The 23,880-nt window shown below is 73.1% G+C and carries 25 protein-coding genes and 5 tRNA genes; 23 read left to right on the top strand and 7 right to left on the bottom strand.

The window, feature by feature from the left end; translation table 11 throughout:
• Positions 1 to 25: 25 nt before the first annotated feature.
• The 5 genes from ACWDR0_RS13410 to ACWDR0_RS13390 all read left to right on the top strand — a co-directional run bounded on the left by ACWDR0_RS13410 (position 26) and on the right by ACWDR0_RS13390 (position 512).
• Positions 26 to 97, top strand: a tRNA-Gln gene (locus ACWDR0_RS13410).
• Between the two features lie 21 nt (positions 98 to 118).
• A tRNA-Glu gene (locus ACWDR0_RS13405) sits at positions 119 to 191 on the top strand.
• A 63-nt stretch (positions 192 to 254) separates the two neighbouring features.
• Positions 255 to 327, top strand: a tRNA-Glu gene (locus ACWDR0_RS13400).
• Positions 328 to 343: 16 nt separating this feature from the next.
• A tRNA-Gln gene (locus ACWDR0_RS13395) sits at positions 344 to 415 on the top strand.
• A 24-nt stretch (positions 416 to 439) separates the two neighbouring features.
• A tRNA-Glu gene (locus ACWDR0_RS13390) sits at positions 440 to 512 on the top strand.
• A 261-nt stretch (positions 513 to 773) separates the two neighbouring features.
• On the opposite strand, the gene ndgR is transcribed toward ACWDR0_RS13390, so the two are convergent.
• Entirely contained in the window at positions 774 to 1,490 is a 717-nt protein-coding gene (gene ndgR / locus ACWDR0_RS13385) for an IclR family transcriptional regulator NdgR (protein WP_456351786.1), read from the bottom strand.
• Positions 1,491 to 1,633: 143 nt separating this feature from the next.
• Here ndgR and leuC point away from each other — a divergent pair, with 143 nt between their 5' ends.
• From leuC to ACWDR0_RS13365, 4 genes are all read left to right on the top strand, one after another.
• A complete protein-coding gene (gene leuC, locus ACWDR0_RS13380; protein ID WP_456351785.1) occupies positions 1,634 to 3,067 on the top strand; it encodes a 3-isopropylmalate dehydratase large subunit in 1,434 nt (477 codons plus the stop codon).
• 5 nt (positions 3,068 to 3,072) lie between these two features.
• Entirely contained in the window at positions 3,073 to 3,666 is a 594-nt protein-coding gene (leuD, locus tag ACWDR0_RS13375; protein ID WP_456351784.1) for a 3-isopropylmalate dehydratase small subunit, read from the top strand.
• A gap of 114 nt (positions 3,667 to 3,780) precedes the next feature.
• On the top strand, positions 3,781 to 4,008 hold the full coding sequence (locus ACWDR0_RS13370; protein ID WP_456351783.1) for an SCO5555 family protein: 228 nt from the start codon (positions 3,781 to 3,783) through the stop codon (positions 4,006 to 4,008).
• 164 nt (positions 4,009 to 4,172) lie between these two features.
• The gene (locus ACWDR0_RS13365; protein WP_456351782.1) at positions 4,173 to 4,823 is read left to right on the top strand and encodes an HU family DNA-binding protein; all 651 of its coding nucleotides are present in this window, start codon (positions 4,173 to 4,175) and stop codon (positions 4,821 to 4,823) included.
• 229 nt (positions 4,824 to 5,052) lie between these two features.
• On the opposite strand, the gene ACWDR0_RS13360 is transcribed toward ACWDR0_RS13365, so the two are convergent.
• Together ACWDR0_RS13360 and cofC are read right to left on the bottom strand one after the other, a co-directional pair.
• Positions 5,053 to 5,256: a hypothetical protein gene (locus tag ACWDR0_RS13360; protein WP_456351781.1), complete on the bottom strand. Its 204-nt coding sequence runs from the start codon at positions 5,254 to 5,256 to the stop codon at positions 5,053 to 5,055.
• Between the two features lie 9 nt (positions 5,257 to 5,265).
• The gene (gene cofC, locus ACWDR0_RS13355; protein ID WP_456351780.1) at positions 5,266 to 5,958 is read right to left on the bottom strand and encodes a 2-phospho-L-lactate guanylyltransferase; all 693 of its coding nucleotides are present in this window, start codon (positions 5,956 to 5,958) and stop codon (positions 5,266 to 5,268) included.
• Positions 5,959 to 6,130: 172 nt separating this feature from the next.
• Here cofC and ACWDR0_RS13350 point away from each other — a divergent pair, with 172 nt between their 5' ends.
• The 3 genes from ACWDR0_RS13350 to ACWDR0_RS13340 all read left to right on the top strand — a co-directional run bounded on the left by ACWDR0_RS13350 (position 6,131) and on the right by ACWDR0_RS13340 (position 9,772).
• The gene (locus ACWDR0_RS13350; protein WP_456351779.1) at positions 6,131 to 6,883 is read left to right on the top strand and encodes a lysophospholipid acyltransferase family protein; all 753 of its coding nucleotides are present in this window, start codon (positions 6,131 to 6,133) and stop codon (positions 6,881 to 6,883) included.
• Positions 6,880 to 7,911 carry an NAD(P)H-dependent glycerol-3-phosphate dehydrogenase gene (locus ACWDR0_RS13345; RefSeq protein ID WP_456351778.1) on the top strand — a complete coding sequence of 344 codons (1,032 nt, stop codon included), beginning with the start codon at positions 6,880 to 6,882 and terminating at the stop codon, positions 7,909 to 7,911. Before ACWDR0_RS13350 ends, ACWDR0_RS13345 begins: the two co-directional genes overlap by 4 nt.
• Positions 7,912 to 8,614: 703 nt before the next feature.
• Positions 8,615 to 9,772: a D-alanine--D-alanine ligase family protein gene (locus tag ACWDR0_RS13340; protein WP_456351777.1), complete on the top strand. Its 1,158-nt coding sequence runs from the start codon at positions 8,615 to 8,617 to the stop codon at positions 9,770 to 9,772.
• A gap of 57 nt (positions 9,773 to 9,829) precedes the next feature.
• Here the strand turns inward: ACWDR0_RS13340 and ACWDR0_RS13335 are convergent, their stop codons facing one another.
• Together ACWDR0_RS13335 and ACWDR0_RS13330 are read right to left on the bottom strand one after the other, a co-directional pair.
• Positions 9,830 to 10,351: a DUF3515 domain-containing protein gene (locus tag ACWDR0_RS13335; RefSeq protein WP_456351776.1), complete on the bottom strand. Its 522-nt coding sequence runs from the start codon at positions 10,349 to 10,351 to the stop codon at positions 9,830 to 9,832.
• A 72-nt stretch (positions 10,352 to 10,423) separates the two neighbouring features.
• A complete protein-coding gene (locus ACWDR0_RS13330) occupies positions 10,424 to 10,657 on the bottom strand; it encodes an Lrp/AsnC family transcriptional regulator (protein WP_006346334.1) in 234 nt (77 codons plus the stop codon).
• A gap of 339 nt (positions 10,658 to 10,996) precedes the next feature.
• Between ACWDR0_RS13330 and ACWDR0_RS13325 the strand changes: the two genes are divergently transcribed.
• Entirely contained in the window at positions 10,997 to 11,959 is a 963-nt protein-coding gene (locus ACWDR0_RS13325) for a thiamine-phosphate kinase (RefSeq protein WP_456351775.1), read from the top strand.
• Between the two features lie 119 nt (positions 11,960 to 12,078).
• The gene (gene thiD, locus ACWDR0_RS13320) at positions 12,079 to 12,858 is read left to right on the top strand and encodes a bifunctional hydroxymethylpyrimidine kinase/phosphomethylpyrimidine kinase (protein WP_456351803.1); all 780 of its coding nucleotides are present in this window, start codon (positions 12,079 to 12,081) and stop codon (positions 12,856 to 12,858) included.
• A gap of 169 nt (positions 12,859 to 13,027) precedes the next feature.
• On the opposite strand, the gene rpmB is transcribed toward thiD, so the two are convergent.
• Positions 13,028 to 13,213: a 50S ribosomal protein L28 gene (gene rpmB, locus ACWDR0_RS13315; protein ID WP_003957616.1), complete on the bottom strand. Its 186-nt coding sequence runs from the start codon at positions 13,211 to 13,213 to the stop codon at positions 13,028 to 13,030.
• Between the two features lie 241 nt (positions 13,214 to 13,454).
• On the opposite strand from rpmB, the gene ACWDR0_RS13310 reads away from it, so the two are divergent.
• The 9 genes from ACWDR0_RS13310 (at position 13,455) to mutM (ending at position 22,825) form a co-directional block, all read left to right on the top strand.
• Positions 13,455 to 15,089 carry a DAK2 domain-containing protein gene (locus ACWDR0_RS13310; protein WP_456351774.1) on the top strand — a complete coding sequence of 545 codons (1,635 nt, stop codon included), beginning with the start codon at positions 13,455 to 13,457 and terminating at the stop codon, positions 15,087 to 15,089.
• 184 nt (positions 15,090 to 15,273) lie between these two features.
• Positions 15,274 to 17,592 (top strand): ATP-dependent DNA helicase RecG, encoded by a 2,319-nt coding sequence (gene recG, locus ACWDR0_RS13305; protein WP_456351773.1) that lies wholly within the window; start codon positions 15,274 to 15,276, stop codon positions 17,590 to 17,592.
• 233 nt (positions 17,593 to 17,825) lie between these two features.
• Positions 17,826 to 18,428: a 16S rRNA (guanine(966)-N(2))-methyltransferase RsmD gene (gene rsmD / locus ACWDR0_RS13300; protein WP_456351772.1), complete on the top strand. Its 603-nt coding sequence runs from the start codon at positions 17,826 to 17,828 to the stop codon at positions 18,426 to 18,428.
• A 26-nt stretch (positions 18,429 to 18,454) separates the two neighbouring features.
• Complete coding sequence (gene coaD / locus ACWDR0_RS13295; RefSeq protein WP_456351771.1) at positions 18,455 to 18,934, top strand: pantetheine-phosphate adenylyltransferase; 480 nt, start codon at positions 18,455 to 18,457, stop codon at positions 18,932 to 18,934.
• Positions 18,935 to 19,027: 93 nt separating this feature from the next.
• A complete protein-coding gene (locus ACWDR0_RS13290) occupies positions 19,028 to 19,870 on the top strand; it encodes an ATP synthase F0 subunit B (RefSeq protein WP_456351770.1) in 843 nt (280 codons plus the stop codon).
• 286 nt (positions 19,871 to 20,156) lie between these two features.
• The gene (locus ACWDR0_RS13285) at positions 20,157 to 20,792 is read left to right on the top strand and encodes a YceD family protein (protein ID WP_456351802.1); all 636 of its coding nucleotides are present in this window, start codon (positions 20,157 to 20,159) and stop codon (positions 20,790 to 20,792) included.
• 2 nt (positions 20,793 to 20,794) lie between these two features.
• A complete protein-coding gene (gene rpmF / locus ACWDR0_RS13280) occupies positions 20,795 to 20,968 on the top strand; it encodes a 50S ribosomal protein L32 (protein ID WP_003957604.1) in 174 nt (57 codons plus the stop codon).
• Between the two features lie 19 nt (positions 20,969 to 20,987).
• Entirely contained in the window at positions 20,988 to 21,836 is an 849-nt protein-coding gene (gene rnc, locus ACWDR0_RS13275; protein ID WP_456351769.1) for a ribonuclease III, read from the top strand.
• Positions 21,837 to 21,967: 131 nt separating this feature from the next.
• Positions 21,968 to 22,825: a bifunctional DNA-formamidopyrimidine glycosylase/DNA-(apurinic or apyrimidinic site) lyase gene (mutM, locus tag ACWDR0_RS13270; protein ID WP_456351768.1), complete on the top strand. Its 858-nt coding sequence runs from the start codon at positions 21,968 to 21,970 to the stop codon at positions 22,823 to 22,825.
• Positions 22,826 to 22,997: 172 nt separating this feature from the next.
• Here the strand turns inward: mutM and ACWDR0_RS13265 are convergent, their stop codons facing one another.
• Positions 22,998 to 23,864: a CAP domain-containing protein gene (locus ACWDR0_RS13265; protein ID WP_456351767.1), complete on the bottom strand. Its 867-nt coding sequence runs from the start codon at positions 23,862 to 23,864 to the stop codon at positions 22,998 to 23,000.
• Between the last annotated feature and the right edge of the window lie 16 nt (positions 23,865 to 23,880).

Raw genomic sequence — 23,880 nt, 5'->3', positions numbered from 1 at the left:
CTCCTCATGGGGGGTTGCGCTCCGGTGGCCTATGGTGTAATTGGCAGCACGACTGATTCTGGTTCAGTTAGTCTAGGTTCGAGTCCTGGTAGGCCAGCTCGCAGAGCTTATCTGCAAAGCCCCCGTTGTGTAGCGGCCTAGCACGCTGCCCTCTCAAGGCAGTAGCGCCGGTTCGAATCCGGTCGGGGGTACAGATCCTTCCCGCGTACGCATCATCGGGTAGCTCCCGGTGCGCACGATGCAGGATCGCTAGGGCCCCCGTTGTGTAGCGGCCTAGCACGCCGCCCTCTCAAGGCGGTAGCGCCGGTTCGAATCCGGTCGGGGGTACTGGTCTAAACCACCATGGGCTATGGTGTAATTGGCAGCACGAGTGATTCTGGTTCATTTAGTCTAGGTTCGAGTCCTGGTAGCCCAGCACGGTCCCGTGGACCTCAGATTTGCCCCCGTTGTGTAGCGGCCTAGCACGCCGCCCTCTCAAGGCGGTAGCGCCGGTTCGAATCCGGTCGGGGGTACAGAAGGAGCAGGCCCTCCGCGTCAGCGCGGAGGGCCTGCTCCTTTTCCGCTTCCGTACCCCGTCCGGCCCTCCCGCCCCGCCCCGGCTCCGGGCCCGGCTCCCCTCCCCGGCTCCCGGCTCGGAAACGGCGAACTCCCCGCCCGGGCCACCGGATCGCGACGGCGGGCGACCGGGTGCGGGGCGGGGAGCCGGGGCTGCTTCGGCAGCGGTACGGGCAGGGACAGGAGCAGGGGGAATCGGGGGGAGAGGTCCGGCGGGCTCAGTTGCCGCGGCGCAGCGCCTCGCTCAGCCGGCCCGCCGCGTCGATCACGGCCTGGGCGTGCATCCGCCCCGGGTGCCGGGTCAGCCGCTCGATGGGGCCGGAGACCGAGACGGCCGCGACCACGCGGTTCGACGGGCCGCGGACGGGCGCGGAGACCGAGGCGACGCCCGGCTCCCGCTCGCCGATCGACTGGGCCCAGCCGCGGCGCCGTACGCCGGAGAGGGCGGTCGCCGTGAAACGGGCGCCCTGGAGGCCGCGGTGCAGCCGCTCCGGCTCCTCCCAGGCCATCAGGATCTGTGCCGACGAACCGGCCTTCATGGTGAGCGTGGAGCCGACCGGGACGGTGTCCCGCAGTCCGGACAGCCGCTCCGCGGCCGCCACACAGATCCGCATATCGCCCTGGCGCCGGTAGAGCTGGGCGCTCTCGCCGGTGATGTCCCGCAGATGCGTCAGCACCGGCCCCGCCGTCGCCAGCAGCCGGTCCTCGCCCGCCGCGGCGGCCAGCTCGGCCAGCCGCGGGCCGAGGATGAACCGGCCCTGCATGTCCCTCGCCACCATCCGGTGGTGTTCCAGTGCCACGGCCAGCCGGTGAGCCGTGGGCCGGGCCAGCCCGGTGGCCGCGACCAGCCCGGCGAGGGTGGCCGGACCGGACTCCAGTGCGCTGAGAACCAGAGCCGCCTTGTCGAGAACGCCGACGCCGCTAGAGTTGTCCATGAAACGATATTCGCGTCTCACACTGTGAAACGCAAGTTCAAATTTCCGGAGAACCCGCCAGTCTGTAGGGGCGGGCCGGGCGACACCGGGTCCGCAGCCGATATCCAGGAAGGCCGGCACCGTGGCCGGGCGGAGGTAAAGCGATGGGTAGGACACTGGCGGAGAAGGTCTGGGACGATCATGTCGTCCGGCGCGCCGAGGGTGAGCCCGACCTGCTCTACATTGATTTGCACCTCCTGCACGAGGTGACCAGCCCCCAGGCCTTCGACGGGCTCCGGATGAGCGGCCGTACCGTGCGCCGGCTGGACCTCACCATCGCCACCGAGGACCACAACACCCCCACCCTCGACATCGACAAGCCGATCGCCGACCCGGTCTCCCGCGCCCAGCTGGAGACGCTGCGCCGCAACTGCGCCGAGTTCGGAGTACGGCTCCACCCGCTCGGCGACGTCGAGCAGGGCGTCGTCCACGTGGTGGGACCGCAGCTCGGACTGACCCAGCCCGGCACCACGGTGGTCTGCGGCGACTCGCACACCTCCACCCACGGTGCCTTCGGCGCGCTGGCCTTCGGTATCGGCACCTCCCAGGTGGAGCATGTGCTGGCCACCCAGACCCTGCCGCTGGCCCGCCCGAAGACCATGGCGATCACCGTCGAGGGCGAGCTGCCCGACGGCGTCACCGCCAAGGACCTGATCCTGGCGATCATCGCGAAGATCGGCACCGGCGGCGGCCAGGGCTATGTCCTGGAGTACCGCGGCTCCGCCATCGAGAAGCTCTCGATGGAAGCCCGGATGACCATCTGCAACATGTCGATCGAGGCGGGCGCCCGGGCCGGCATGATCGCCCCCGACGAGACCACCTTCGACTATCTGCAGGGCCGTCCGCACGCCCCCGTGGGAGCAGACTGGGACGAGGCCGTCGCCTACTGGAAGACCCTGCGCACCGACGACGACGCGGTCTTCGACGCCGAGGTGGTCATCGACGCCGCCGCACTGTCCCCGTTCGTCACCTGGGGCACCAACCCCGGCCAGGGCGCCCCGCTCTCCGCCACGGTCCCCGACCCCGCTTCGTACGAGGACGCTTCGGAGCGGCTCGCCGCCGAGAAGGCACTGGAGTACATGGGGTTGAACGCCGGACAGGCGCTGCGCGACATCCGGGTCGACACCGTGTTCGTGGGCTCCTGCACCAACGGCCGGATCGAGGACCTGCGCTCCGCCGCCGCCGTACTGGACGGCCGGAAGATCGCCGACGGGATCCGGATGCTGGTCGTCCCCGGCTCGGTCCGGGTCGCCCTGCAGGCCGTCGAGGAGGGCCTGGACAAGGTCTTCACCGCGGCGGGCGCCGAATGGCGGCACGCGGGCTGCTCCATGTGTCTGGGCATGAACCCCGACCAACTGGCGCCGGGCGAGCGTTCCGCGTCCACCTCCAACCGTAACTTCGAGGGCAGGCAGGGCAAGGGCGGCCGCACCCATCTGGTCTCGCCGCAGGTCGCCGCCGCCACCGCCGTCATCGGCACGCTGGCCTCCCCGGCCGACCTGTCCGAAGCCGACGCCGCCCGTACGCCCGCTGGAGTCTGATCACCATGGAAGCTTTCACCACCCACACCGGCCGGGCCGTCCCGCTGCGCCGCAGCAATGTCGACACCGACCAGATCATCCCGGCCCACTGGCTGAAGAAGGTCACCCGCGACGGCTTCGAGGACGGGCTCTTCGAGGCCTGGCGCAAGGACTCCGAGTTCGTTCTCAACCGTCCCGAGCGCCAGGGCGCGTCCGTGCTGGTCGCGGGCCCCGACTTCGGTACCGGCTCGTCCCGTGAGCACGCCGTCTGGGCGCTCCAGAACTACGGCTTCAAGGCCGTGATCTCGGCCCGCTTCGCCGATATCTTCCGCGGGAACTCGCTGAAGAACGGTCTGCTGACCGTGGTGCTGCCGCAGGAGACCGTGGACGCGCTCTGGAAGCTGACGGAGGACGACCCGGCCGCCGAGGTCACCGTCGACCTGGAGGCGCGGGAGGTCCGGGCCGCCGGGCTGACCGCTCCGTTCGAGCTGGACGAGAACGCCCGCTGGCGGCTGCTGAACGGGCTGGACGACATCAGCCTCACCCTTCAGAACGAAGCGGACATTGCCTCCTACGAGGGCTCCAGGCCCGCCTTCAAACCCAGCACTGTTCAGGTCTGATCGGGTCTGATCAGCGGTTATTCTCTACTGCGCCCCCCACCGTCCGGTGGGGGGCGCAGTCGTCTGTTGAGGGCCCGCCGGGCGACAACTCGCCCCAGATGGCACAATCGGTGCATGGAACGCGACAATCAACTCGAGCTGTACGGGGTGGTCGCGGCCCGATTGAAGGAAGCGCACACCGTAGTGCGCGGACTGCAAGTCCCGGAGGGCGCAAGGACCGCGCTCTCCCGGAAGCTGCTGGTCATCACGGCCGCGGCGAAGCACGATCTCCCGGACGCGGCACGGCGTCTGGACCGCTTGATGCGGGACATCGACGAGGGTCGAATCCCCGGCGGCGACTGACATCCCGGCTTGCGAAGGAGCGGCATGCTGCGACAAGAGCGGTCGACTTCATTGCGGCACTAGGGTGATTAGCCCGTTTCGTGTTTGATTTGCGGTATATATCTGCCTAACGTGCGAAAAAGCCTGGACAGATTCGGTCCGGCAATGTCTCCGAAGGGGAAGACGTGAACAAGGCGCAGCTCGTAGAAGCGATTGCCGACAAGCTCGGCGGCCGACAGCAGGCCGCCGACGCGGTCGACGCGGTGCTTGACGCGATCGTCCGCGCGGTCGTCGGCGGAGACCGGGTCTCGGTCACCGGCTTCGGCTCGTTCGAGAAGGTCGAACGCCCGGCCCGCTACGCCCGTAACCCCCAGACGGGTGAGCGGGTCCGGGTCAAGAAGACCTCCGTTCCGCGCTTCCGCGCGGGCCAGGGCTTCAAGGACCTGGTCAGCGGGGCGAAGAAGCTGCCGCGCGGCGGCGAGGTCTCCGTCAAGAAGGCCCCCAAGGGCAGCCTCTCGGGCGGTGCTTCCACCCGGACCACGGCCAAGGCCGCGGCCAAGAAGGCCACCGCCAAGAAGGCCGCCGCGAAGAAGACCGTGGCGAAGAAGGCGGCACCCGCCAAGAAGGCGGCGGTGAAGAAGACCGCGGCCAAGAAGGCGACCACCACCAAGAAGGCCGCCGCGAAGAAGACCACGGCGAAGAAGGCCGCCCCCGCCAAGAAGGCGACCGCCAAGAAGACCGCTCCGGCGAAGAAGGCGACCGCCAAGAAGGCTCCGGCCAAGAAGGCGACGGCGCGCACCACCGCCGCGAAGAAGACCACCGCCCGCAAGCGGTAGGACCGGGCGGCCGCAGGCCGCCACCGGTAAGCGGCACCCGCCGCAAGGGCCACTCACGCGCCGGGCCGGGCTCCTCCGGGGGAGCCCGGCCCGCGGCGTGTCCGGTGTCCCCCGTACGGGCGTTCCCGCCCAGGCCGCGCGCACGGCCCCGGTCGGCGGACCGGAGAAGGGCGTCGCCGGGCGGCGGGACGGCAGGGCAGGAAGGCCGCAGGGGCGGGAAGAGCAGAGGTCAGAAGGTCTGCAGCGTCACCAGGGTGATCCGCAGCGTGTCACCGCTGCCCTCGGTCTCGATCCGGACCCGCTGTCCGGGCCGCAGCAGCCGCAGCCCGCCCGCGTCGAAGGCCGCTGTGCCGAACTCCACGGGCGTGCCGTCGTCCAGCAGCACACTGCCGCGGCGGGTCTCGGGGTCGTACGTGTACGAGGTCGCCTGCATACCCGCAGCCTAACGCTCCACCGGATGCCGGGCCCTGACCAGCCCGGCCGCGGTGTGCGGCCCGACGCCCAGCCGCAGCGCGGCGGTCAGATCGGCGGGCGTATCGACGTCCCGGCGGACCGAATCCACCTCGGCGGGACGCAGCTCCACCGCCCCCGACGCCGTATGGCGGCGGCGCGAAGCACCCCCGAACGCGGGCCGCAGCCCCGCCCCCGGTGCGGCTGCCAGCAGCGTCGTCCCGATACCCGCCGCGTCCGCCAGGAACGACCGGGGAAAACGCCCCGCCCGCTCCAGCACCCGGGCCAGCTCCCCGGACCGCAGCGCCGGCAGATCCGCGTTCAGCGTGGCCACCGCCGCGTCCGGGCGCCGCAGCCGCACCGCATGCGCCCCGTGCGCCAGCGCCGCATTGAGCCCCGAGCCCGGCGGATCGGGCAGGATCCGGGCCCCCAGCGCCGCCAGCCGCTCCGCGGCCACCGGATCATCCGTGACAACGGCCACATCCCGGACGGCCGGACAGCCGAGCGCCGCGGCCACCGTGTCCTGCGCGAAGGCGAGCACCAGCCCCGGCCGGTCCGCCGGGGCGACGGCGCCGGCCAGACGGCTCTTGGCCACGGCAAGGGGTTTGAGGGGAATCACCAGGGACCAGTGGGCCCGTGCATCGCTGTCCAGGGCGGCTCTCCGTCCGTGTGTGCCGGACCCCATTGTCGCCCGGCCCCGGCGCACGGCGGGGGTTCCCCGAGGTGACCGGGGCGTACGGTGTGCTCGACAGACCGAGTGACCGGGGCGACACTTGATCCCCGCCATCGGGCAGAGGCCCGGTCAACGACGAGTCCGTCCGGGTCTCGTACGCGTCCGCAGCAGAAAGGGTGTCCGCGTGTCCCGCCGAAAAATCGGCTTCTGGTACCGCCTGGCGGCGGTCATCGCCAAACCGCCGCTACTGGTTCTGTTCAAGCGGGACTGGCGCGGCGCGGAACACATTCCGGCCGACGGCGGATTCATCACCGCGGTCAATCACAACTCGTATCTCGACCCTCTTTCGTATGCGCACTTCCAGTACAACACCGGACGCGTCCCGCGCTTTCTCGCAAAGGCGCCGCTGTTCTCGACGCCGTTCGTCGGGATGATGCTCCGCGGCACCCGGCAGATCCCCGTCTACCGCGAGAGCACCAATGCGCTCGACGCGTACCGGTCCGCCGTGAACGCCATTGAACAGGGCGAATGCGTTGCCTTCTATCCCGAGGGAACCATCACCCGTGACCCCGGGATATGGCCCATGGCGGGCAAGACAGGCGCCGCCCGGATCGCCCTGGAGACCAAGGTGCCCGTGGTCCCGGTCGCCCAGTGGGGCGCGAACCTGGTGATGCCCCCGTACGCCAAGGAGAACAAGGTCCGGCTCTTTCCCCGTAAAACCCTGATCGTGCAGGCCGGGCCGCCCGTCGACCTGAGCAGGTTCTACGATCGGGAACCGACGCCCGAAGTGCTGCGTGAGGCCACGGAGGCCATCATGAGCGCCATCACCGGCCTCCTGGAGGAGGTCCGCGGCGAGAAGGCACCGGACATGCCGTGGGACCACGGCAAGGCCCGGGAAGAACAGCGGCGCAAGGCCGCAGGGGAAGGACAGCAGTGACAGACTCGGCCCACCTCGCCGACCGGCCCGTCAGGGCGGCCGTCTTCGGAACCGGCTCCTGGGGGACCGCCTTCGGGGCGGTCCTCGCGGACGCGGGCTGCGAGGTCACCCTCTGGGGACGGCGCGCCGAACTCGCCGAGGCGGTCAACACCACCCGTACCAACCCCGACTATCTGCCGGGCATCGAACTCCCCGCCGGGCTGCGGGCCACCACCGACCCCGCCGAGGCGCTGGACGGCGCCGACTTCACGGTGCTCGCCGTGCCCTCGCAGACCCTCCGCGGCAATCTCGCCGCCTGGGCGCCCCTGCTGCCCGCCGAAACGGTCCTGGTCTCCCTGATGAAGGGCGTCGAACTCGGCACCACCAAGCGGATGAGCCAGGTCGTCGAAGAGGTCGCCGGGGTGCCCGCGGAGCGGGTCGCGGTGGTCACCGGACCCAACCTGGCCCGGGAGATCGCCCGGAAGCTGCCCGCCGCCGCGGTCGTCGCCTGCCGGGACGAGGAGGTCGCGCGGCGCCTCCAGGCCGCCTGCCACACCCAGTACTTCCGCCCGTACACCAACACCGACGTGACCGGCTGCGAACTCGGCGGCGCCGTGAAGAACGTCATCGGCCTGGCGGTCGGCATCGCCGACGGCATGGGCCTCGGGGACAACGCCAAGGGCTCCCTGATCACCCGCGGCCTGGCCGAGACCACCCGGCTCGGCCTGGCGATGGGCGCCGACCCGCTGACCTTCTCCGGACTCGCCGGACTCGGCGACCTGGTGGCCACCTGCTCGTCCCCGCTCTCCCGCAACCACACCTTCGGCCTCAACCTCGGCAAGGGCATGACGCTGGAGCAGACCATCGCGGTCACCAAGCAGACCGCCGAGGGCGTCAAATCCTGTGAATCGGTGCTGGACCTGGCCCGCCGCCACGGTGTCGACATGCCCATCACCGAGACGGTCGTCGGCATCGTCCACGAGGGCAAGCCCCCGGCGGTCGCCCTCAAGGAGCTGATGTCGCGGAGCGCCAAGGCCGAACGCCGCTGACCCGCCTCCGGCGCGGTCGGGGATCCGGGGGCGCCCGCCCCCGGCCGGGTCGGCGCTGCGCAGCGCAGCACCTGCGGCCCTAGCGGTCCCTGCGGCCTCGGGCTGCCGGAGTCGGCCCGCCTCGGGCGTGTGGCGGGCGTTGCGGTGAACGCCGGTCCCTGCGGCCTCGGGCCGGAGTCGGCCTGCGCCGGGCGTGTGGCGGGCGTTGCGGTGAACGCCGGTCTCTGCGGCCTCGGGCCGGGGTCGGCCCGCCTCGGGTCTGTGGCGGGCGTTGCGGTGAACCCCCGGTTTGGTGACCGCCTTCGGCGCCCGGGGCGTTTGTACCCGGTGCGGGCGGCCTCCCGGCCGGGCCGGTGAGCGCTGTCGGCGGTGCCCGCCGGTGCGGTGCGGCCGTCCCGGACGGGACGTTGGAGGAGGTTCCGCCCGGCCCGCCGCGAGTGCGGTGCGTCTCGTCGGGCCGCTGTTGCCGGGCTCCGGCTTCTCCGCCCGGCACGGCCGGGTTCCGGCGCGGTTGCCCGGGCGCCCCGCCGCCCGCAGGGCATCAGGCCCGGCGGCGCGGGTCGTTCCCACCGGTGCCGGGCCCGCTGCCCGCGGGGCGCCGGGTGCCCGTCCCCCGGAGCCGTACCGTCCACCCGCCCCGGCGGAGCCGCCACCGCGGAGCCGCCCTGTCGGATGACGGTTCGCACGGTAGTCTCAGGGCGATATGAGCACCGAGAACCTCCCCCAGACCCCCGATCCGCAGGGCCGTAAGCCGCGGGTCGCCGTCGTCTTCGGCGGGCGCAGCTCCGAGCACGGGATCTCCACGGTCACCGCGGGCGCCGTGCTGCGCGCCATCGACCGGACGAAGTACGACGTCATCCCGGTCGGCATCACGGTCGACGGCCGCTGGGTGCTGACGGCCGACGAGCCGGACCGGATGGCCATCAGCGACCGGCGCACCCCCGGGGTCGCCGAACTGACCGACGGGGCCGCCGGGACCGTGGTGCTCTCCGCCGAACCCGGCAACCGCGAGCTGGTTTACAGCGAGCCCGGTGCCGTACCCAAGGCGCTCGGCGAAGTCGACGTCGTCTTCCCGGTACTGCACGGCGCCTACGGCGAGGACGGCACCATCCAGGGCCTGCTGGAGCTGGCCGGAGTGCCGTACGTCGGCTCCGGCGTGCTGGCCTCCGCGGTCGGCCAGGACAAGGAGTACATGAAGCGGGTCCTCGTCTCCTACGGGCTCCCCGTCGGACCGTACGAGGTCGTCCGCCCCCGCGACTGGGAGCAGGACCCCGCCGCCGCCCGCAAGCGGCTCACCGCCCTCGCCGACGAGCACGGCTGGCCGCTCTTCGTGAAGCCCGCCCGCGCCGGTTCGTCCATCGGCATCACCAAGGTCGAGTCCGCCGACGGCCTGGACGCGGCGATCGAGACGGCCCGCCGCCACGACCCGAAGATCATCGTCGAGGCGATGGTCCGCGGCCGTGAGATCGAGTGCGGGGTGCTGGAGTTCGAGGACGGCCCGCGGGCCAGCGTCCCCGCCGAGATCCTCGTCGACCAGGACGGCCAGTTCTACGACTTCGAGGCCAAGTACATCGACTCCGCGGACGGTGTGGTCCCCGCCCGGCTCACCGACGAGGAGACCGCGGAGGTCCGGCGGCTCGCCGTCGAGGCCTTCGAGGCCACCAGCTGCGAGGGCCTGGTCCGCGCCGACTTCTTCCTGACGACCGACGGCCGGTTTGTCATCAACGAGATCAACACCATGCCCGGCTTCACCCCCATCTCCATGTACCCGCGGATGTGGCAGGAGACCGGGGTGGCCTACCCGGAGCTGGTCGACCTGCTGATCAGCGCCGCGCTGCGGCGCAGCACCGGACTGCGCTGACCCGCCGCCCGGAGAAGGGGCCGCGGCGGTGGCCCCGGGCCGTTCTCAGGGCAGTTCTCAGGGCACTTCGAGGGTGGCCGGCACGGTCTTCCGGACCGCGTCGGCCAACTGGGCGAGCGGCGTGGCGTCGTTCGCGTACCGCTCGTCCATCGACACCTCGACATACGTCTCGCGGTACGTCGTGGTGAAACGGGTGCCCCCGGCGCCGTCGCCGGGCCGCTCCAGCATCCAGTTCACCCCGTCGGCCTCCACGGCCTCCGCCGCCGGATCGCTCATCCCCGCGGGCCGGGGGACGCCGCAGCGCAGTACGATCGCGGCGTCACCCCAGCCGGCGGTCAGTTCCGACGCGGGTTCGGGGTCGGAACGGTCCTGTCCGCCGACCGTTCCGGGCAGTTCTCCGTCCAGCGCCGCGCAGAGCGCCCGCTCCCCGTCCGGAGGGCGGGGGACGGCGACCTCGGGCCGGTCCGCGGAGCATGCGGCGACGGCGAGCAGCACGGCCGCGGACAGGACGAGACGCGACGGCGCCCCGGCGCGGAAGCGGGGGCGGTCGTGGGAGCGGGACCGGCGGGCGGAAGTCACCGGCCAAGCGTAGACGGGGGCCGGGTCCTTCCTTTCGACCGGGCGAGCCCGGCGGGATCCGGAAGAGAGGGCCTACAGGTGGACGACCGGGCAGGTGAGCGTGCGGGTGATGCCTTCCACCTGCTGGACCTTGGCGACCACCAGACGGCCCAGCTCGTCCACGGTGTCCGCCTGCGCGCGCACGATCACGTCATAGGGGCCGGTCACGTCCTCGGCCTGCATCACTCCCGGAATCTTGCCGATGGTCTCGGCGACGGCCGACGCCTTGCCCACCTCGGTCTGAATCAGGATGTACGCCTGTACCACGGAACCTCCAGGGCGGCCCTTGGTGTGCTTCCCCGGTCAACGGTGCCCTCGGCGCGCTCGGCGACCCGGGTGGGGAAACCCCAGGGGGGAGAAAGGGACGCCACGGTATCGCGTCGCCACGGGCGACGGGGAGACCCGCGCGCCGTGCGGCGTCCGTAGTGTGGCGTGCGACGAGCGCACGTTGACGTGTCCCTTGACGGTACCGAGCCGCCCGGCGCCCCGCGACCGGGCCGGACCGGCAGGGCCCGGACGGCGCCGGCCGCGGCGCGCGGCCGGTGGCACCACAGCACGACAGCCCGGCCGGGTGGTCCGGCGGGACGACGGAGAGGTGAGACTCGGGTGAAGGGCACTGTGGGCGAGTTGGGAGAGTTCGGCCTGATCAAAGAGCTCACCTCCCGGCTCACCTCCACCCCCGCGGTCCGTATCGGACCCGGGGACGACGCGGCCGTGGTAGCCGCCCCCGACCGCAGGGTGGTGGCGAGCACCGACATCCTGCTGGAGGGCCGGCACTTCCGCCGGGACTGGTCGACCGCGTACGACGTCGGCCGCAAGGCCGCCGCACAGAATCTGGCCGACATTGCGGCCATGGGAGCCGTCCCCACCTCCCTGCTCCTCGGGCTGGTGGTCCCCGCCGACCTCCCCGTCACCTGGGCCACCGAGCTGATGGACGGCATCCGGGACGAATGCCAGGTCGCGGGCGCCGCGGTGGTGGGCGGGGACGTCGTACGCGGCGAGGTGATCACCCTCGCCATCACCGCGCTGGGCGATCTGCGCGGCCATGAGCCCGTCACCCGCGGCGGCGCCCGCCCCGGGGACGTCGTCGCCTACACCGGCTGGCTCGGCTGGTCCGCCGCGGGCCACGCGGTGCTCTCCCGCGGCTTCCGCTCGCCGCGCGCCTTCGTCGAGGCGCACCGGCGGCCCGAACCGCCGTACCATGCGGGACCGGCCGCCGCCGGGCTCGGCGCCACCGCGATGTGCGACGTCAGCGACGGGCTGATCGCCGACCTCGGCCATATCGCGGAGGCCAGCAAGGTCCGGATCGACCTGCGCTCCCGCGCCATCGACATTCCCAGCCAGATGAACGACATCGGCCAGGCCGTCGGCGTCGACCCGGTCCAGTGGGTGCTCACCGGGGGAGAGGACCACGCCATCGTCGCCACCTTCCCGCCCGACGCCAAACTCCCCGCCCGCTGGAAGGTCATCGGCGAGGTCCTCCACCCCTCCGCGGCCCCCCAGGTCACCGTGGACGGCATCCCCTGGCACGGCGGCAGCGGCTGGGACCACTTCGGGGAGGGCGTATGACACCGCCCGTCCACGAAGGGCACCGGGAAGGCCGTACGACACCGTCCGTTCACGAAGAGCGCCGGGAAGGCCGTACGACACCGCCCGCCGCGCCCCGCGTGCCCCTCGCGCCGCCCCGGGTGCTCACGGTCGCCGGATCCGACTCCGGCGGCGGCGCCGGGATCCAGGCCGACCTGAAGACCATGCTCGCCCTCGGCGTGCACGGGATGAGCGTCATAGCCGCGGTCACCGCGCAGAACTCCCTCGGCGTCCAGGGCTTCTGGGAGCTGCCCGCCGAAGCGGTGCGCGCCCAGTACCGCAGCGTCGTGGACGATATCGGCGTCCAGGCCGTGAAGACCGGCATGCTGGCCTCCGCCGGACTGGTGGAGACCGTCGCCGGGCTGCTCGCGACCACGGACGCGCCCGTCGTCGTCGACCCGGTCGGGGTCTCCAAGCACGGGGACTCGCTGCTCGCCGACTCCGCGCTCGACTCCGTACGCCGGTCCCTGCTGCCCCTGGCCACCGTCGCCACCCCCAACCTCGACGAAGTGGCACAGCTCACCGGGGTCGCGGTGGACGACGAGAGCGGGCTGCGGCGGGCCGCGGACGCCGTCCTCGGCTTCGGACCGCGCTGGGCGCTCGTCAAGGGCGGCCATCTCGCGGGCGACGCGGTGGACCTGCTCACCGACGGCACCGCCGAGCACTGGTTCCGGGCCCCGCGCCTCGACAACCGGCACACCCACGGCACGGGCTGCACCCTGGCCTCGGCGATCGCCGCCGGACTGGCCCGGGGGCTGCCGGTGCCGGAGGCGGTGGCGGCGGCGAAGGAGTACGTCACCGGCGCGATCGCGGCGGGCTTCCCGCTGGGCGGCGGGATAGGCCCGGTCGACCACGGGTGGCGGGGGACCGGGGCACGCTGACCGGCCGGGGCGGGGGCCGGACCGGGACGGCCCCCGCCGCCGTACGACGGCAGAAGGCCCCCGGCAGCAGAAGGAACAGGGCAGCAAAAAGACCAGGCGGCCCACCTCGAAAGGTGAGCCGCCTGGTCAGGCAACCGGGAGGGGCTGCGCTAGCGACGGGGCATCCGCGTTAGCGCGAGACCTTGCCGGCCTTGATGCACGAGGTGCAGACGTTGAGCCGCTTCGGCGTCCGACCGACCACGGCACGCACGCGCTGGATGTTCGGGTTCCAGCGACGAGACGTACGGCGGTGCGAGTGGGAGATGTTGTTGCCGAAGCCCGGCCCCTTGCCGCAGACGTCGCAGTTGGCAGCCACGGGTCACTCCAAAGACTTCAGATGCACGTACAGTGAAATCCGGCGCGCCGGAAATCAGTAACTGACTCGGTGGCTTTGCCGGGGGATGGACGGCCTGATTTTCATCAGGCAACCGGAGCAGCATACAACGGCTCCGCCCTCTCCACGAAACTACCACGGCTCCCGCCTGCCCCGGCCCGCCTCCCGGCGGGGTCCGGGCGCCCGGTCCGGCGACTACCCTGCGGTGCGACGCCGCCCACGCATGGACCGAGGAGGACCCCAGGTGCCGCAGAAACTCGACGCCGCAGCGGTACGGGTCTGGTGCGCGGCGGCGCTGGAGGCGCTGGGCCGGGAGCGCGAGGAGATCGACGCGATCAACGTCTACCCGGTCGCGGACGGTGACACCGGCACCAATCTCTATCTGACCGCCGAATCCGCCGCCACGGCCGTGGAAGCGGTCTTCGCGGCCCATGAGGCGGACCCCGGGGGAGCCGGGGAGCCGGAGACCTCCGCGGTGATCCGGGCCATGGCGCACGGGGCCCTGCTGGGCGCCCGCGGGAACTCCGGCACGATCCTCGCGCAGCTCCTGCGCGGTATTGCCGAGCGCATCGCGGACGGCGGCGGGCTCGCCGCGGCCCTGGACCGGGCCGCCGTACTGGCCCGGGAGGCCGTGGCCCACCCCGTCGAAGGCACGGTCCTGACCGTCGCCGACGCGGCCGCCGCCGGCGCGGAGGCCGCCGGGCCCGGCGACGCCGCGGCCGCCCGGGGCGCCTACGAGGCCGCCCGGGAGGCCCTGGCCACCACCCCCGCCCGGCTCGACGTCCTGGCCCGCGCCGGGGTCGTCGACGCCGGGGGCATGGGACTCCTCGCGGTACTGCGGGCCCTGGTGGCCGCCGTCACCGGGGAGGCACCCGCGGTACCCGCCCGGATCGCCGTCTCCGTCCCGGCGCCCGCCGCGGCGGACGCCGCCGCGCCGTGCGGCGGCGACGGCCCCGCCTTCGAGGTGATCTACCTGCTGGAGGCCGACGACCCGGCGGTCGCCCGGCTGCGGGCCCGGCTCGACGCCCTGGGGGAGTCCCTGGTGGTGGTCGGCGGCGACGGACTGTGGAACGTGCACGTCCACGCCGACGACGCGGGCGCCGCCGTGGAGGCGGGCGTGGAGGCGGGCCGCCCGCACCGGATCCGGATCACCCATCTCACCGGGGCCGCCGCCCCCGTCCCCGAGCAGGCCCAGCGGGCCGTCGTGGTGGTCGTCCCCGGCGAGGGGCTCGCCGGGCTCTGCGCCGAGGCGGGCGCGACGACCGTGCTGGCCCGCCCCGGGGAGCCGCCCGCGAGCGGCGAGCTGGTGGACGCCATCCGCCGGGCCCACGCCCGCGAGGTGGTCCTCCTGCCGAACTCCGCGGAGCTGCGGCACACCGCGGCCGCCGCCGCCGAGCAGGCCCGTACCGAAGGCGTACGGGTCGCGCTGATCCCCACCCGCGCCGCCGTCCAGGGCATCGCCGCCCTCGCGGTGCACGAGCCCGCCCGCCGCTTCGACGAGGACGTCGTCGCCATGACGGCGGCGGCCGGGGCCACCCGCTACGCCGAACTCGCGGTCGCCGAGCACCGCTCGTGGACCAGCGCGGGAGTCTGCCAGGCCGGGGACGTCCTGGGGCTGATCGACGGCGATGTCGCCGTCATCGGCACCGACCTCACCGCCACCGCGGTCGCCGTCCTGGACCGGATGCTGGCGTCCGGCGGCGAACTGGTCACCCTGGTCCTCTCGGCCGGCCTGCCCGACGGCCCCGGCACCGCCGCCGCGCTGGAGCGGCACGTCAGGGAGGCGCATCTGGCCGTGGACACGGTGGTCTACGAGAGCGGCCACGGCGCGAGCCCCCTGCTCATCGGGGTGGAGTGACGGCCCGGACGCGGGGCTCACCGGGGTGGAGTGACGGCCCGGACGCGGGGCTCACCGGGGTGGAGTGACGGCTCCGGCGCGGCGCTCATCGGGCTGGAGTGACGGCTCCGGCGCGGCGCTCACCGGGGTGGAGTGACGGCTCCGGCGCGGGCGGACACCCCGTTTGTCGGTGGCGTGGTGTGCAATGGATGCCGTGTCCGTCCTGAGTGAACCCCTCAAGAAGACGCTGGGCCCCGCCACCGCGAAGGTGCTCGGCGAGCAGCTCGGCCTGCACACCGTCGGAGACCTGCTGCACCACTATCCGCGGCGGTACGAGGAGCGGGGCCAGCTGACCCGGCTCTCCGAGCTGCCGCTGGACGAGGACGTCACGGTGGTCGCCCAGGTCGCGGACTCCCGGGTGCACACCTTCAACGGCGGCCGGGGCAAACGGCTGGAGCTGACCATCACGGACGGCAGCGGCCGGCTCCAGCTCGTCTTCTTCGGCCGCGGTGTGCACAAGCCGCAGTCCGAGCTGCCGCCCGGCAGCCGCGCCATGTTCGCCGGGAAGGTGTCCGTCTTCAACCGCAAGCTCCAGCTCGCGCATCCGAGCTACGCCAAGCTCGACGGCGGCGGCGAAGGCGGTACCGGCATCGGCGGTCCGGGCGGTGGTACGGACGGCGGCGCGGAGGACGCCGGGGCCGGCTCCGCCGCCGAGTCCTGGGCCGGTGCCCTCATCCCCATCTACCCCGCCTGCAAGGGCATGGAGTCCTGGAAGATCGCCAAGGCGGTGGACGCGGTGCTGCCGAGAGCCCGGGAGGCCGTCGACCCGCTGCCGCCCGCGCTCCGCGAGGGCCGGGGCTTCGTCCCGCTGCCCGAGGCCCTGCTCAAGGTCCACCGGCCGCGGACCAGGGCCGATATCGCCGACGCCAGGGAACGGCTGAAGTGGGACGAGGCGTTCGTCCTCCAGGTCGCCCTGGCCCGCCGCCGGTACGCCGACGCCCAGCTGCCCGCGGTCGCCCGCAGACCCGCGCCCGACGGGCTGCTGGCCGCTTTCGACGCCCGGCTGCCGTTCACCCTCACCGACGGCCAGCGGAACGTCACCGCGGAGATCTTCGGTGACCTGGCCACCGAGCACCCGATGCACCGGCTGCTCCAGGGCGAGGTCGGCTCCGGCAAGACCCTGGTCGCGCTGCGGGCGATGCTCGCCGTCGTCGACGCGGGCGGCCAGGCGGCCATGCTCGCCCCCACCGAGGTCCTGGCCCAGCAGCACCACCGCTCCGTCGTCGAGATGATGGGCGAACTCGCCGAAGGCGGCATGCTGGGCGGCGCCGAGCACGCCACCAAGGTCGTCCTGCTCACCGGCTCGATGGGCGCGGCGGCCCGCCGCCACGCCCTGCTGGACCTGGTCACCGGCGAGGCCGGGATCGTCATCGGGACGCACGCCCTGATCGAGGACAAGGTGCAGTTCCACGATCTCGGGCTGGTCGTCGTCGACGAACAGCACCGTTTCGGGGTCGAACAGCGGGACGCGTTGCGCTCCAAGGGGAAGCAGCCGCCGCATCTGCTGGTCATGACGGCCACCCCCATCCCGCGGACGGTCGCCATGACCGTCTTCGGCGATCTGGAGACCTCCGTCCTCGACCAGCTGCCGGCCGGGCGCTCCCCGATCGCCAGCCATGTGGTGCCCGCCCTGGACAAACCGCACTTCCTGGCCCGCGCCTGGGAACGGGTCCGCGAGGAGGTCGGCAAGGGCCACCAGGCGTATGTGGTCTGCCCCCGGATCGGCGACGAGACCGACGAGAAGCCCGCGAAGAAGCGGTCCGGGAGCGGCACCGCGGATCCGGCCGGCGGGGACCCAGGCCCGGAGGATCCGGCCGAGGACGCGGGAGCCGCCGCCGCGGGTGACAAACGGCCCCCGCTCGCCGTCCTGGACGTCGCGGCACAGCTGGCCGCGGGTCCGCTGGCCGGGCTCCGGGTGGAGGTGCTGCACGGCAGGATGCCCCCGGACGACAAGGACGAGGTCATGCGCCGCTTCGCCGCGGGCGATGCGGACGTCCTGGTCGCGACGACGGTGATCGAAGTCGGGGTGAACGTCCCCAACGCCACCGCGATGGTGATCATGGACGCGGACCGGTTCGGCGTCTCCCAGCTCCACCAGCTGCGCGGCCGGGTCGGCCGGGGCTCGGCCCCCGGGCTCTGCCTGCTGGTCAGCGAGGCGCCGGAGGCGAGCCCGGCCCGGGCCCGGCTCGGAGCCGTCGCCGCCACCCTCGACGGCTTCGAACTCTCCCGGATCGACCTCGAACAGCGCCGGGAGGGCGATGTCCTCGGACAGGCCCAGTCCGGTGTCCGGTCCTCGCTGCGGATGCTCGCCGTCATCGACGACGAGGAGATCATCGCGGCCGCCCGGGAGGAGGCCGTGGCCGTGGTCGCCGCCGACCCCGGCCTGGAGGGCCTCCCGGAACTGCGGACCGCGCTCGACGCCCTGCTGGACGACGAGCGCGAGCAGTACCTGGACAAGGGCTGACGCCGGCCCGGGGCCGGGCCCGCACCCGCAGGGCCCCGACCCCGGTGCCGGTGCCGGTGCCGCGCCCGCCCAGCCGCCCGACTGCCCGGCCGACCCCGGTGCCGCGCCCGACCGGCGGGCCCGCCGGTCCGGCCGCGTGCATCCGGCCGCCGAGCTGAGAGACTGATCACGACGGCCGCACCCGCGGCCGCCCGCCCACGACCCACCGCCCCACCCCGACTCCGAGGACCGAGATGACCCGCGTGATCGCCGGCACGGCCGGCGGACGCCGCCTCGCCGTACCCCCCGGCACCGGCACCCGCCCGACCTCCGACCGGGCGCGCGAAGGACTCTTCTCCACCTGGCAGGCCCTGCTGGGCACCCTGGACGGCATCCGGGTCGCCGATCTCTACGCGGGATCCGGCGCGGTCGGCCTGGAGGCGCTGTCCCGGGGCGCCGCCCATGCGCTGCTGGTGGAGGCCGACGCCCGGGCCGCCCGCACGGTCCGGGAGAACGTCCGCGCCCTCGGGCTGCCGGGCGCCGAGGTCCGGACCGGCCGGGCCGAGCAGATCACCGCCGGACCGCCCCCCGCCGCCCCCTACGACGCCGTCTTCCTCGACCCCCCGTACGCCGTTTCCGACGGTGATCTACGGGAGATCCTCCTCACACTCGTCACTCAGGGGTGGCTGGCCGGGGATGCGCTCGTCACCGTGGAACGGAGCACCAGGGGCGGAACCTTCCGCTGGCCGGCCGGTTTCGAACCACTGCGGTCCCGCCGCTACGGCGAGGGAACGTTTTGGTACGGTCGCGCCGCCGCTGCCTCTGACACGGCATCCACGTGCGAAAACGCTTCATGACCGGACCGGAGAGCGAGGGACTTCCAGTGCGCCGCGCAGTCTGTCCGGGGTCGTTCGACCCCATCACCAACGGACACCTCGACATCATCGCCCGCGCCTCCAAGCTGTACGACGTCGTCCATGTGGCGGTGATGATCAACAAGTCCAAGCAGGGCCTGTTCACCGTCGAGGAGCGGATGGACCTCATCCGCCAGGTGACCGGCGAGTACGGCAATGTGGTCGTCGAATCCCACCACGGCCTGCTGGTCGACTTCTGCAAGGAGCGGGACATCCCCGCCATCGTGAAGGGGCTGCGGGCCGTCAGCGACTTCGACTACGAACTCCAGATGGCCCAGATGAACAACGGCCTCTCGGGCGTCGAAACCCTGTTCGTCCCCACCAACCCCACCTACAGCTTCCTCTCCTCCAGCCTGGTCAAGGAGGTCGCGGCCTGGGGCGGGGACGTCTCCCATCTGCTGCCGCCGCCGGTCCAGGAGGCCCTGCGCCGCCGTCTCGCCGAGAAGTGACCGCGCGCCGCCGCCCGCGGCCCGTACAGTCGTCTGCGCCAGTCTCGGACCAGCGCGCACGGCACGCGCAGAAAGCGGCGGACCACGGTGGACGTGCAGAAGAAGCTCGACGAGATCACCGCGGCCGTGACCGCCGCCCGGCCGCTGCCCATGTCGGCGTCGTGCGTGGTCAACCGGGCCGGGCTGCTCGCCCTGCTCGACGAGGCCCGGGCCGCGCTGCCCGGCTCCCTGGACCGGGCGCGGGAGCTGGTCGGCGAGCGTGAGCGGCTGGTCGCCGGAGCCCGTGAGGAGGCCCGGCGCATCGTCGAGGACGCCCGCGCCGACCGGGCCGCGCTGGTCGCGGGCAGCCCGGCCGTCCTGGACGCCCGGGCGGAGGCCGACCGCATCCTCGGCGAGGCACGCCGCGCCGCCGCGGAGATCCGCGCCGAGGCCGACGAGTACGTCGACGCCAAGCTGGCCAACTTCGAGGTGCTGCTCACCCGCACCGTCGGCTCCGTCGGCCGGGGCCGGGAGGAGCTGGCCGTCCGGCCGCCCGGCCCGGCGGACCCGCTGAACCCCGTGGACCCCGCGGACCCGGTGGACGGGGCGCACCCGATGGCCGCGGCGTACGGGACCCCGCTGCCGCCCGGCGGCGCCGGAGCCTACGCGGACGCCACCCTCGGCGCGCTGGAGGAGGTGCTGAGCCGGACCCTGGAGGCGGTCGGCCGGGGCCGGACCACCCTCAGCGGCCGGACCGGCGAGAGCGCCGCGAACGAGACGGCCGGTGCCCCCGGGGAGCCCGGCTTCCCGGGCCCGCGGCCGGAGCACGCCACCAGTGACGCCGAGTATCTGGCCGGTCTCGCCGAGTCGGCCGGTGCCGCCCCGTGGGCCGGCTTCCCGCCGGTACCGCCCGTACCCCCGGCCCCGCCGCTGCCGGAGGGCCCGGGGAGCCGCTGAACCCTCGTCCGCCGGGGCCGTACCGGCCTTCCCGGCCCGGACCGCGACCGCCCCGGGCCCTGCCGCGGCGGGCCGGAGACGGGGTGGCGGCAGGTCCGCGGAGCCGTACCCGGACCGGACCTTCGGGGCCGGATTGGGCCGACGGCGTCCGGTCCAGTATCCTGGCTCTTCGGTCGCGCCTCGTTCGCGATCCCGGCTGCCCGCTTCCCCCGTCGCAGGGGACGGCAGCCCCTCCCCCCGAAGCGCCAGCCCGGTGCGTCGGCACGATCCGAAAGCAGGAAGAGCCCTGAACGCCCGCCTCGACCACCGCAACCCCCTCGTGTTCGACACGCACGAGCTGGGCCGGCGTCCCGGTGCGCTCCAGCGGATCTCCCGGACCGTGCCGGCACCCAAGGACCTGGGCATCGAGGACGTCGTCGGAGTGCCCGAGGGCGCCTCCGTCGACCTCGACCTCCGTCTGGAGTCCGTCATGGAAGGGGTGCTCGTCACGGGCACCGCCCGTGCGTCGGCCGAGGGGGAGTGCGTAAGGTGTCTGGAGCCGCTGCGCCTCGATGTCGCCGCGGACTTCCAGGAGATGTTCACGTACCCCGACAACGACGAACGGATCCGCGGCCGTGCCGCGGAGCCCGCCGACGATGCCGAGGACGAGGACGTCGCCTTTCTCAAGGACGGCCTGTTCGACCTTGAGCCCGTGCTGCGTGACGCGGTGGTGCTCGCACTGCCGATGCAGCCGGTGTGCCGGGAGGACTGTGCCGGACTCTGCACCCAGTGCGGAATCCGGCTCGACGACGACCCGGACCACCACCACGACGCCGTCGACATTCGTTGGGCGGCACTGCAAGGACTCGCCGGCACCATGAGGGACGGCGAGAAGGACAACATGGGCGGCGCCGACGGCGTCGACGAGAAGCAGGAGAAGTAGCCGTGGCTGTTCCGAAGCGGAAGATGTCGCGCAGCAACACGCGCCACCGCCGGTCGCAGTGGAAGGCTGCGGTCCCCACCCTGGTTTCGTGTGAGCGTTGCCAGGAGCCCAAGCAGCAGCACATCGCGTGCCCGAGCTGTGGCACCTACAACAAGCGCCAGGTCCTCGCGGTCTGAGCGGCTGGTGAGAGGCCTGATGTCAGAGCTGTCCAACGCCGGTGACGGAAAGCCGGCGGACAACGCCGACGCAGTCAACGCAGCCTCGTCCCACACGCTTCTGGAAGGGCGGCTCGGCTATCAGGTCGAGTCCGCCCTTCTGGTGCGTGCGCTGACCCACCGCTCGTACGCCTACGAGAACGGCGGGCTGCCCACCAACGAGCGGCTGGAGTTCCTCGGGGACTCCGTCCTCGGCCTGGTGGTCACCGACACCCTGTACCGCAGCCACCCCGATCTGCCCGAGGGGCAGCTCGCCAAGCTGCGGGCCGCCGTCGTCAACTCCCGGGCACTGGCCGGTGTGGGCCGCGGGCTCGACCTGGGCTCCTTCATCCGGCTCGGCCGGGGCGAAGAGGGCACGGGCGGCCGGGACAAGGCGTCCATCCTCGCCGACACCCTCGAAGCGGTGATCGGCGCGGTCTATCTCGACCGGGGGCTCGACGCCGCCTCCGAACTGGTGCACCGGCTCTTCGATCCGCTGATCGAGAAGTCGTCCAACCTGGGCGCCGGCCTCGACTGGAAGACCAGTCTCCAGGAGCTGACCGCCGCCGAGGGCCTCGGGGTTCCGGAGTACCTCGTCACGGAGACGGGCCCGGACCACGAGAAGACCTTCACCGCTGCCGCCCGCGTCGGTGGTGTCTCGTACGGCACCGGCACCGGCCGCAGTAAGAAGGAAGCGGAGCAGCAGGCCGCCGAGTCGGCCTGGCGGGAGATTCGCGCCGCCGCCGACGCCCGTGCTGCCGAAGCCCGCAAGGGCGTGGAAGCGGAAGCCGTCGCCGGCCCCGCCGAAGCGTCCGGCGAAGCTGTCGAAGCGGGACCGGCCCAGGGCTGAGCCCCGGTCCGCCCCGCGTCATCGCACGTCGAGCCCCCACCCGGCACCGTCCGGTTGGGGGCTCGGTGCCGTCCACCGCCCGTTCGGAGGTACCCTGCGGGCGTCGGCAAGAGCGTATCCGGAGGACATCCGTGCCCGAACTGCCCGAGGTCGAAGTCGTACGCCGCGGACTTCTCCGCTGGGTCACCGGGCGGACGGTCGCCGAGGCCCAGGTGCTGCACCCGCGCGCCGTGCGCCGCCACCCGGCCGGGGCCGTGGACTTCACGGCCCGGCTGACCGGGCAGAGCCTCGGCCCGGCCTGCCGCCGCGGCAAATACCTCTGGTTCCCGCTGGGCGGCACCGGCACCTCCCTGCTCGGGCACCTCGGGATGAGCGGCCAGCTGCTGGTCCAGCCCGAGGGCACCCCCGACGAACGGCATCTGCGGATCCGGGTCCGCTTCGACGACGCCATCGGGACCGAGCTGCGCTTCGTCGACCAGCGCACCTTCGGCGGACTCTCGGTGCACGACGACACCCCCGAAGGGCTGCCCGGGACCATCGCGCACATCGCCCGCGACCCGCTCGACGCGGCCTTCGACGAGGCCGCCTTCCTCACCGCGCTGCGGCTGCGGCGCACCACGGTCAAGCGGGCGCTGCTGGACCAGTCGCTGATCAGCGGGGTGGGCAATATCTACGCCGACGAGGCGTTGTGGCGGGCGAGGCTCCACTACGACCGGCCCACGGCGACCCTGCCCCGGACCCGGGCGGCCGAACTGCTGGGCCATGTGCGGGACGTGATGACGGCGGCCCTGGCCGAGGGCGGCACCAGCTTCGACAGCCTGTACGTCAATGTCAACGGCGAATCCGGCTACTTCGACCGGTCGCTGGACGCGTACGGGCGGGAGGAGGAGCCCTGCCGGCGCTGCGGGGCGCCGATCCGCCGCCGCCCGTGGATGAACCGGTCCAGCTACTTCTGCCCGCGCTGCCAGCGTCCGCCGCGGGCCGCCTGAGCCGGTTCCGCCCGGCGCCGCGTGCGCCGGGGCCGTACCTGCGGAGACGTTACGGGCCGGGGCCGGGGGCGCGCGGCAGGTGCCGGGTCCGGGACCGGGGGCGCGCAGACCGCGGGTGCCGGGACCGCCCGGCCCCGCACCGGTGCGGCCCGCGGGCCGCACCGGAAGGGGGTCAGTAGCCGAAGTTCTGGGTCCACCAGGGGCCGCCGGCGCCCAGCTGGACTCCGACGCCGAGGGTTTTGTAGTCGCAGTTGAGGATGTTCGCGCGGTGCCCGTCGCTGTTCATCCAGGCTTCCATCACCGCGGCCGCGTCCGCCTGGCCCCGGGCGATGTTCTCGGCGGCCAGGTTCTTCACCCCGGCCTGCTTGGCGCGGTCCCAGGGGGAGTCGCCGTCCGGGTCGGTGTGGTCGAAGAAGCCGCGGGCCGCCATATCGGAGCTGAAGTTCCCGGCGAGCCGGGCGAGCGCCGCGTCGTACCGCAGCGGGCTGCAGCCGACCTTCGCGCGCTCCTTGTTCACCAGCTCCAGCACCTCCGCCTCCATCGCGGCCTCCCGCGAGGAGGAGGTGCTGGACTTACGAGGGGCCTCCGGGCTCTTGGTGGCGGGGGTCTCCGACCGCTCCGGGGCGGTGGTCCCCGGCTGCTGGGCGCGGGGCACGGGCACGGACTTCCGCTGTTCCGCCGTCTTTCCGGCCGCCGGGCCGGTCTTCTTCGCCGAGGGGGTGGCGGACGGTGTCTTCGCGGCGGGGGTGCCGGTCGGGGAGGCCGAGGGAAGGTGCGGGGCGGTGGGGCCTGCGGTGGTGCCCGGGGCCTCCGTCGTCGGCAGGGCGCCGTTGTCGCCCTGGGTGTTCAGCGTGGCCCGGCCCTCGGTGCGGATCTCGCCGCCGGGTGCGCTGTCGCCGCCGGTGACGAAGGTGTCGCCGCCCGGCAGCAGCCCGGACGCGACGGCCACCGCACCCATGGCCACCGCGGCGGAAGCGCCCAGCAGCCCGGTCCGCAGGGGTGCACCCCGTCGTTTGCCCGTGCTTCGATGACGTCCCATCTTGGCTGTGCCTTCC

The organism is Streptomyces sp. NPDC003691, assembly GCF_053981115.1.
The sequence above is the reverse complement of the archived record's forward strand: the minus strand, read 5'-3'. Positions and strand labels throughout refer to the sequence as shown.

Bases quoted from the DNA above. Each gene is read 5' to 3' on its own strand.
- ACWDR0_RS13370 (WP_456351783.1), top strand. From the start codon at position 3,781: ATGGAACGCGACAATCAACTCGAGCTGTACGGGGTGGTCGCGGCCCGA.
- recG (WP_456351773.1), top strand. From the start codon at position 15,274: ATGGATGCCGTGTCCGTCCTGAGTGAACCCCTCAAGAAGACGCTGGGC.
- cofC (WP_456351780.1), bottom strand. From the start codon at position 5,958: ATGGGGTCCGGCACACACGGACGGAGAGCCGCCCTGGACAGCGATGCA.
- leuD (WP_456351784.1), top strand. From the start codon at position 3,073: ATGGAAGCTTTCACCACCCACACCGGCCGGGCCGTCCCGCTGCGCCGC.
- ACWDR0_RS13360 (WP_456351781.1), bottom strand. From the start codon at position 5,256: ATGCAGGCGACCTCGTACACGTACGACCCCGAGACCCGCCGCGGCAGT.
- rsmD (WP_456351772.1), top strand. From the start codon at position 17,826: ATGACCCGCGTGATCGCCGGCACGGCCGGCGGACGCCGCCTCGCCGTA.
- leuC (WP_456351785.1), top strand. From the start codon at position 1,634: ATGGGTAGGACACTGGCGGAGAAGGTCTGGGACGATCATGTCGTCCGG.
- ndgR (WP_456351786.1), bottom strand. From the start codon at position 1,490: ATGGACAACTCTAGCGGCGTCGGCGTTCTCGACAAGGCGGCTCTGGTT.
- rnc (WP_456351769.1), top strand. From the start codon at position 20,988: ATGTCAGAGCTGTCCAACGCCGGTGACGGAAAGCCGGCGGACAACGCC.
- ACWDR0_RS13310 (WP_456351774.1), top strand. From the start codon at position 13,455: ATGGACCGAGGAGGACCCCAGGTGCCGCAGAAACTCGACGCCGCAGCG.
- ACWDR0_RS13265 (WP_456351767.1), bottom strand. From the start codon at position 23,864: ATGGGACGTCATCGAAGCACGGGCAAACGACGGGGTGCACCCCTGCGG.
- ACWDR0_RS13340 (WP_456351777.1), top strand. From the start codon at position 8,615: ATGAGCACCGAGAACCTCCCCCAGACCCCCGATCCGCAGGGCCGTAAG.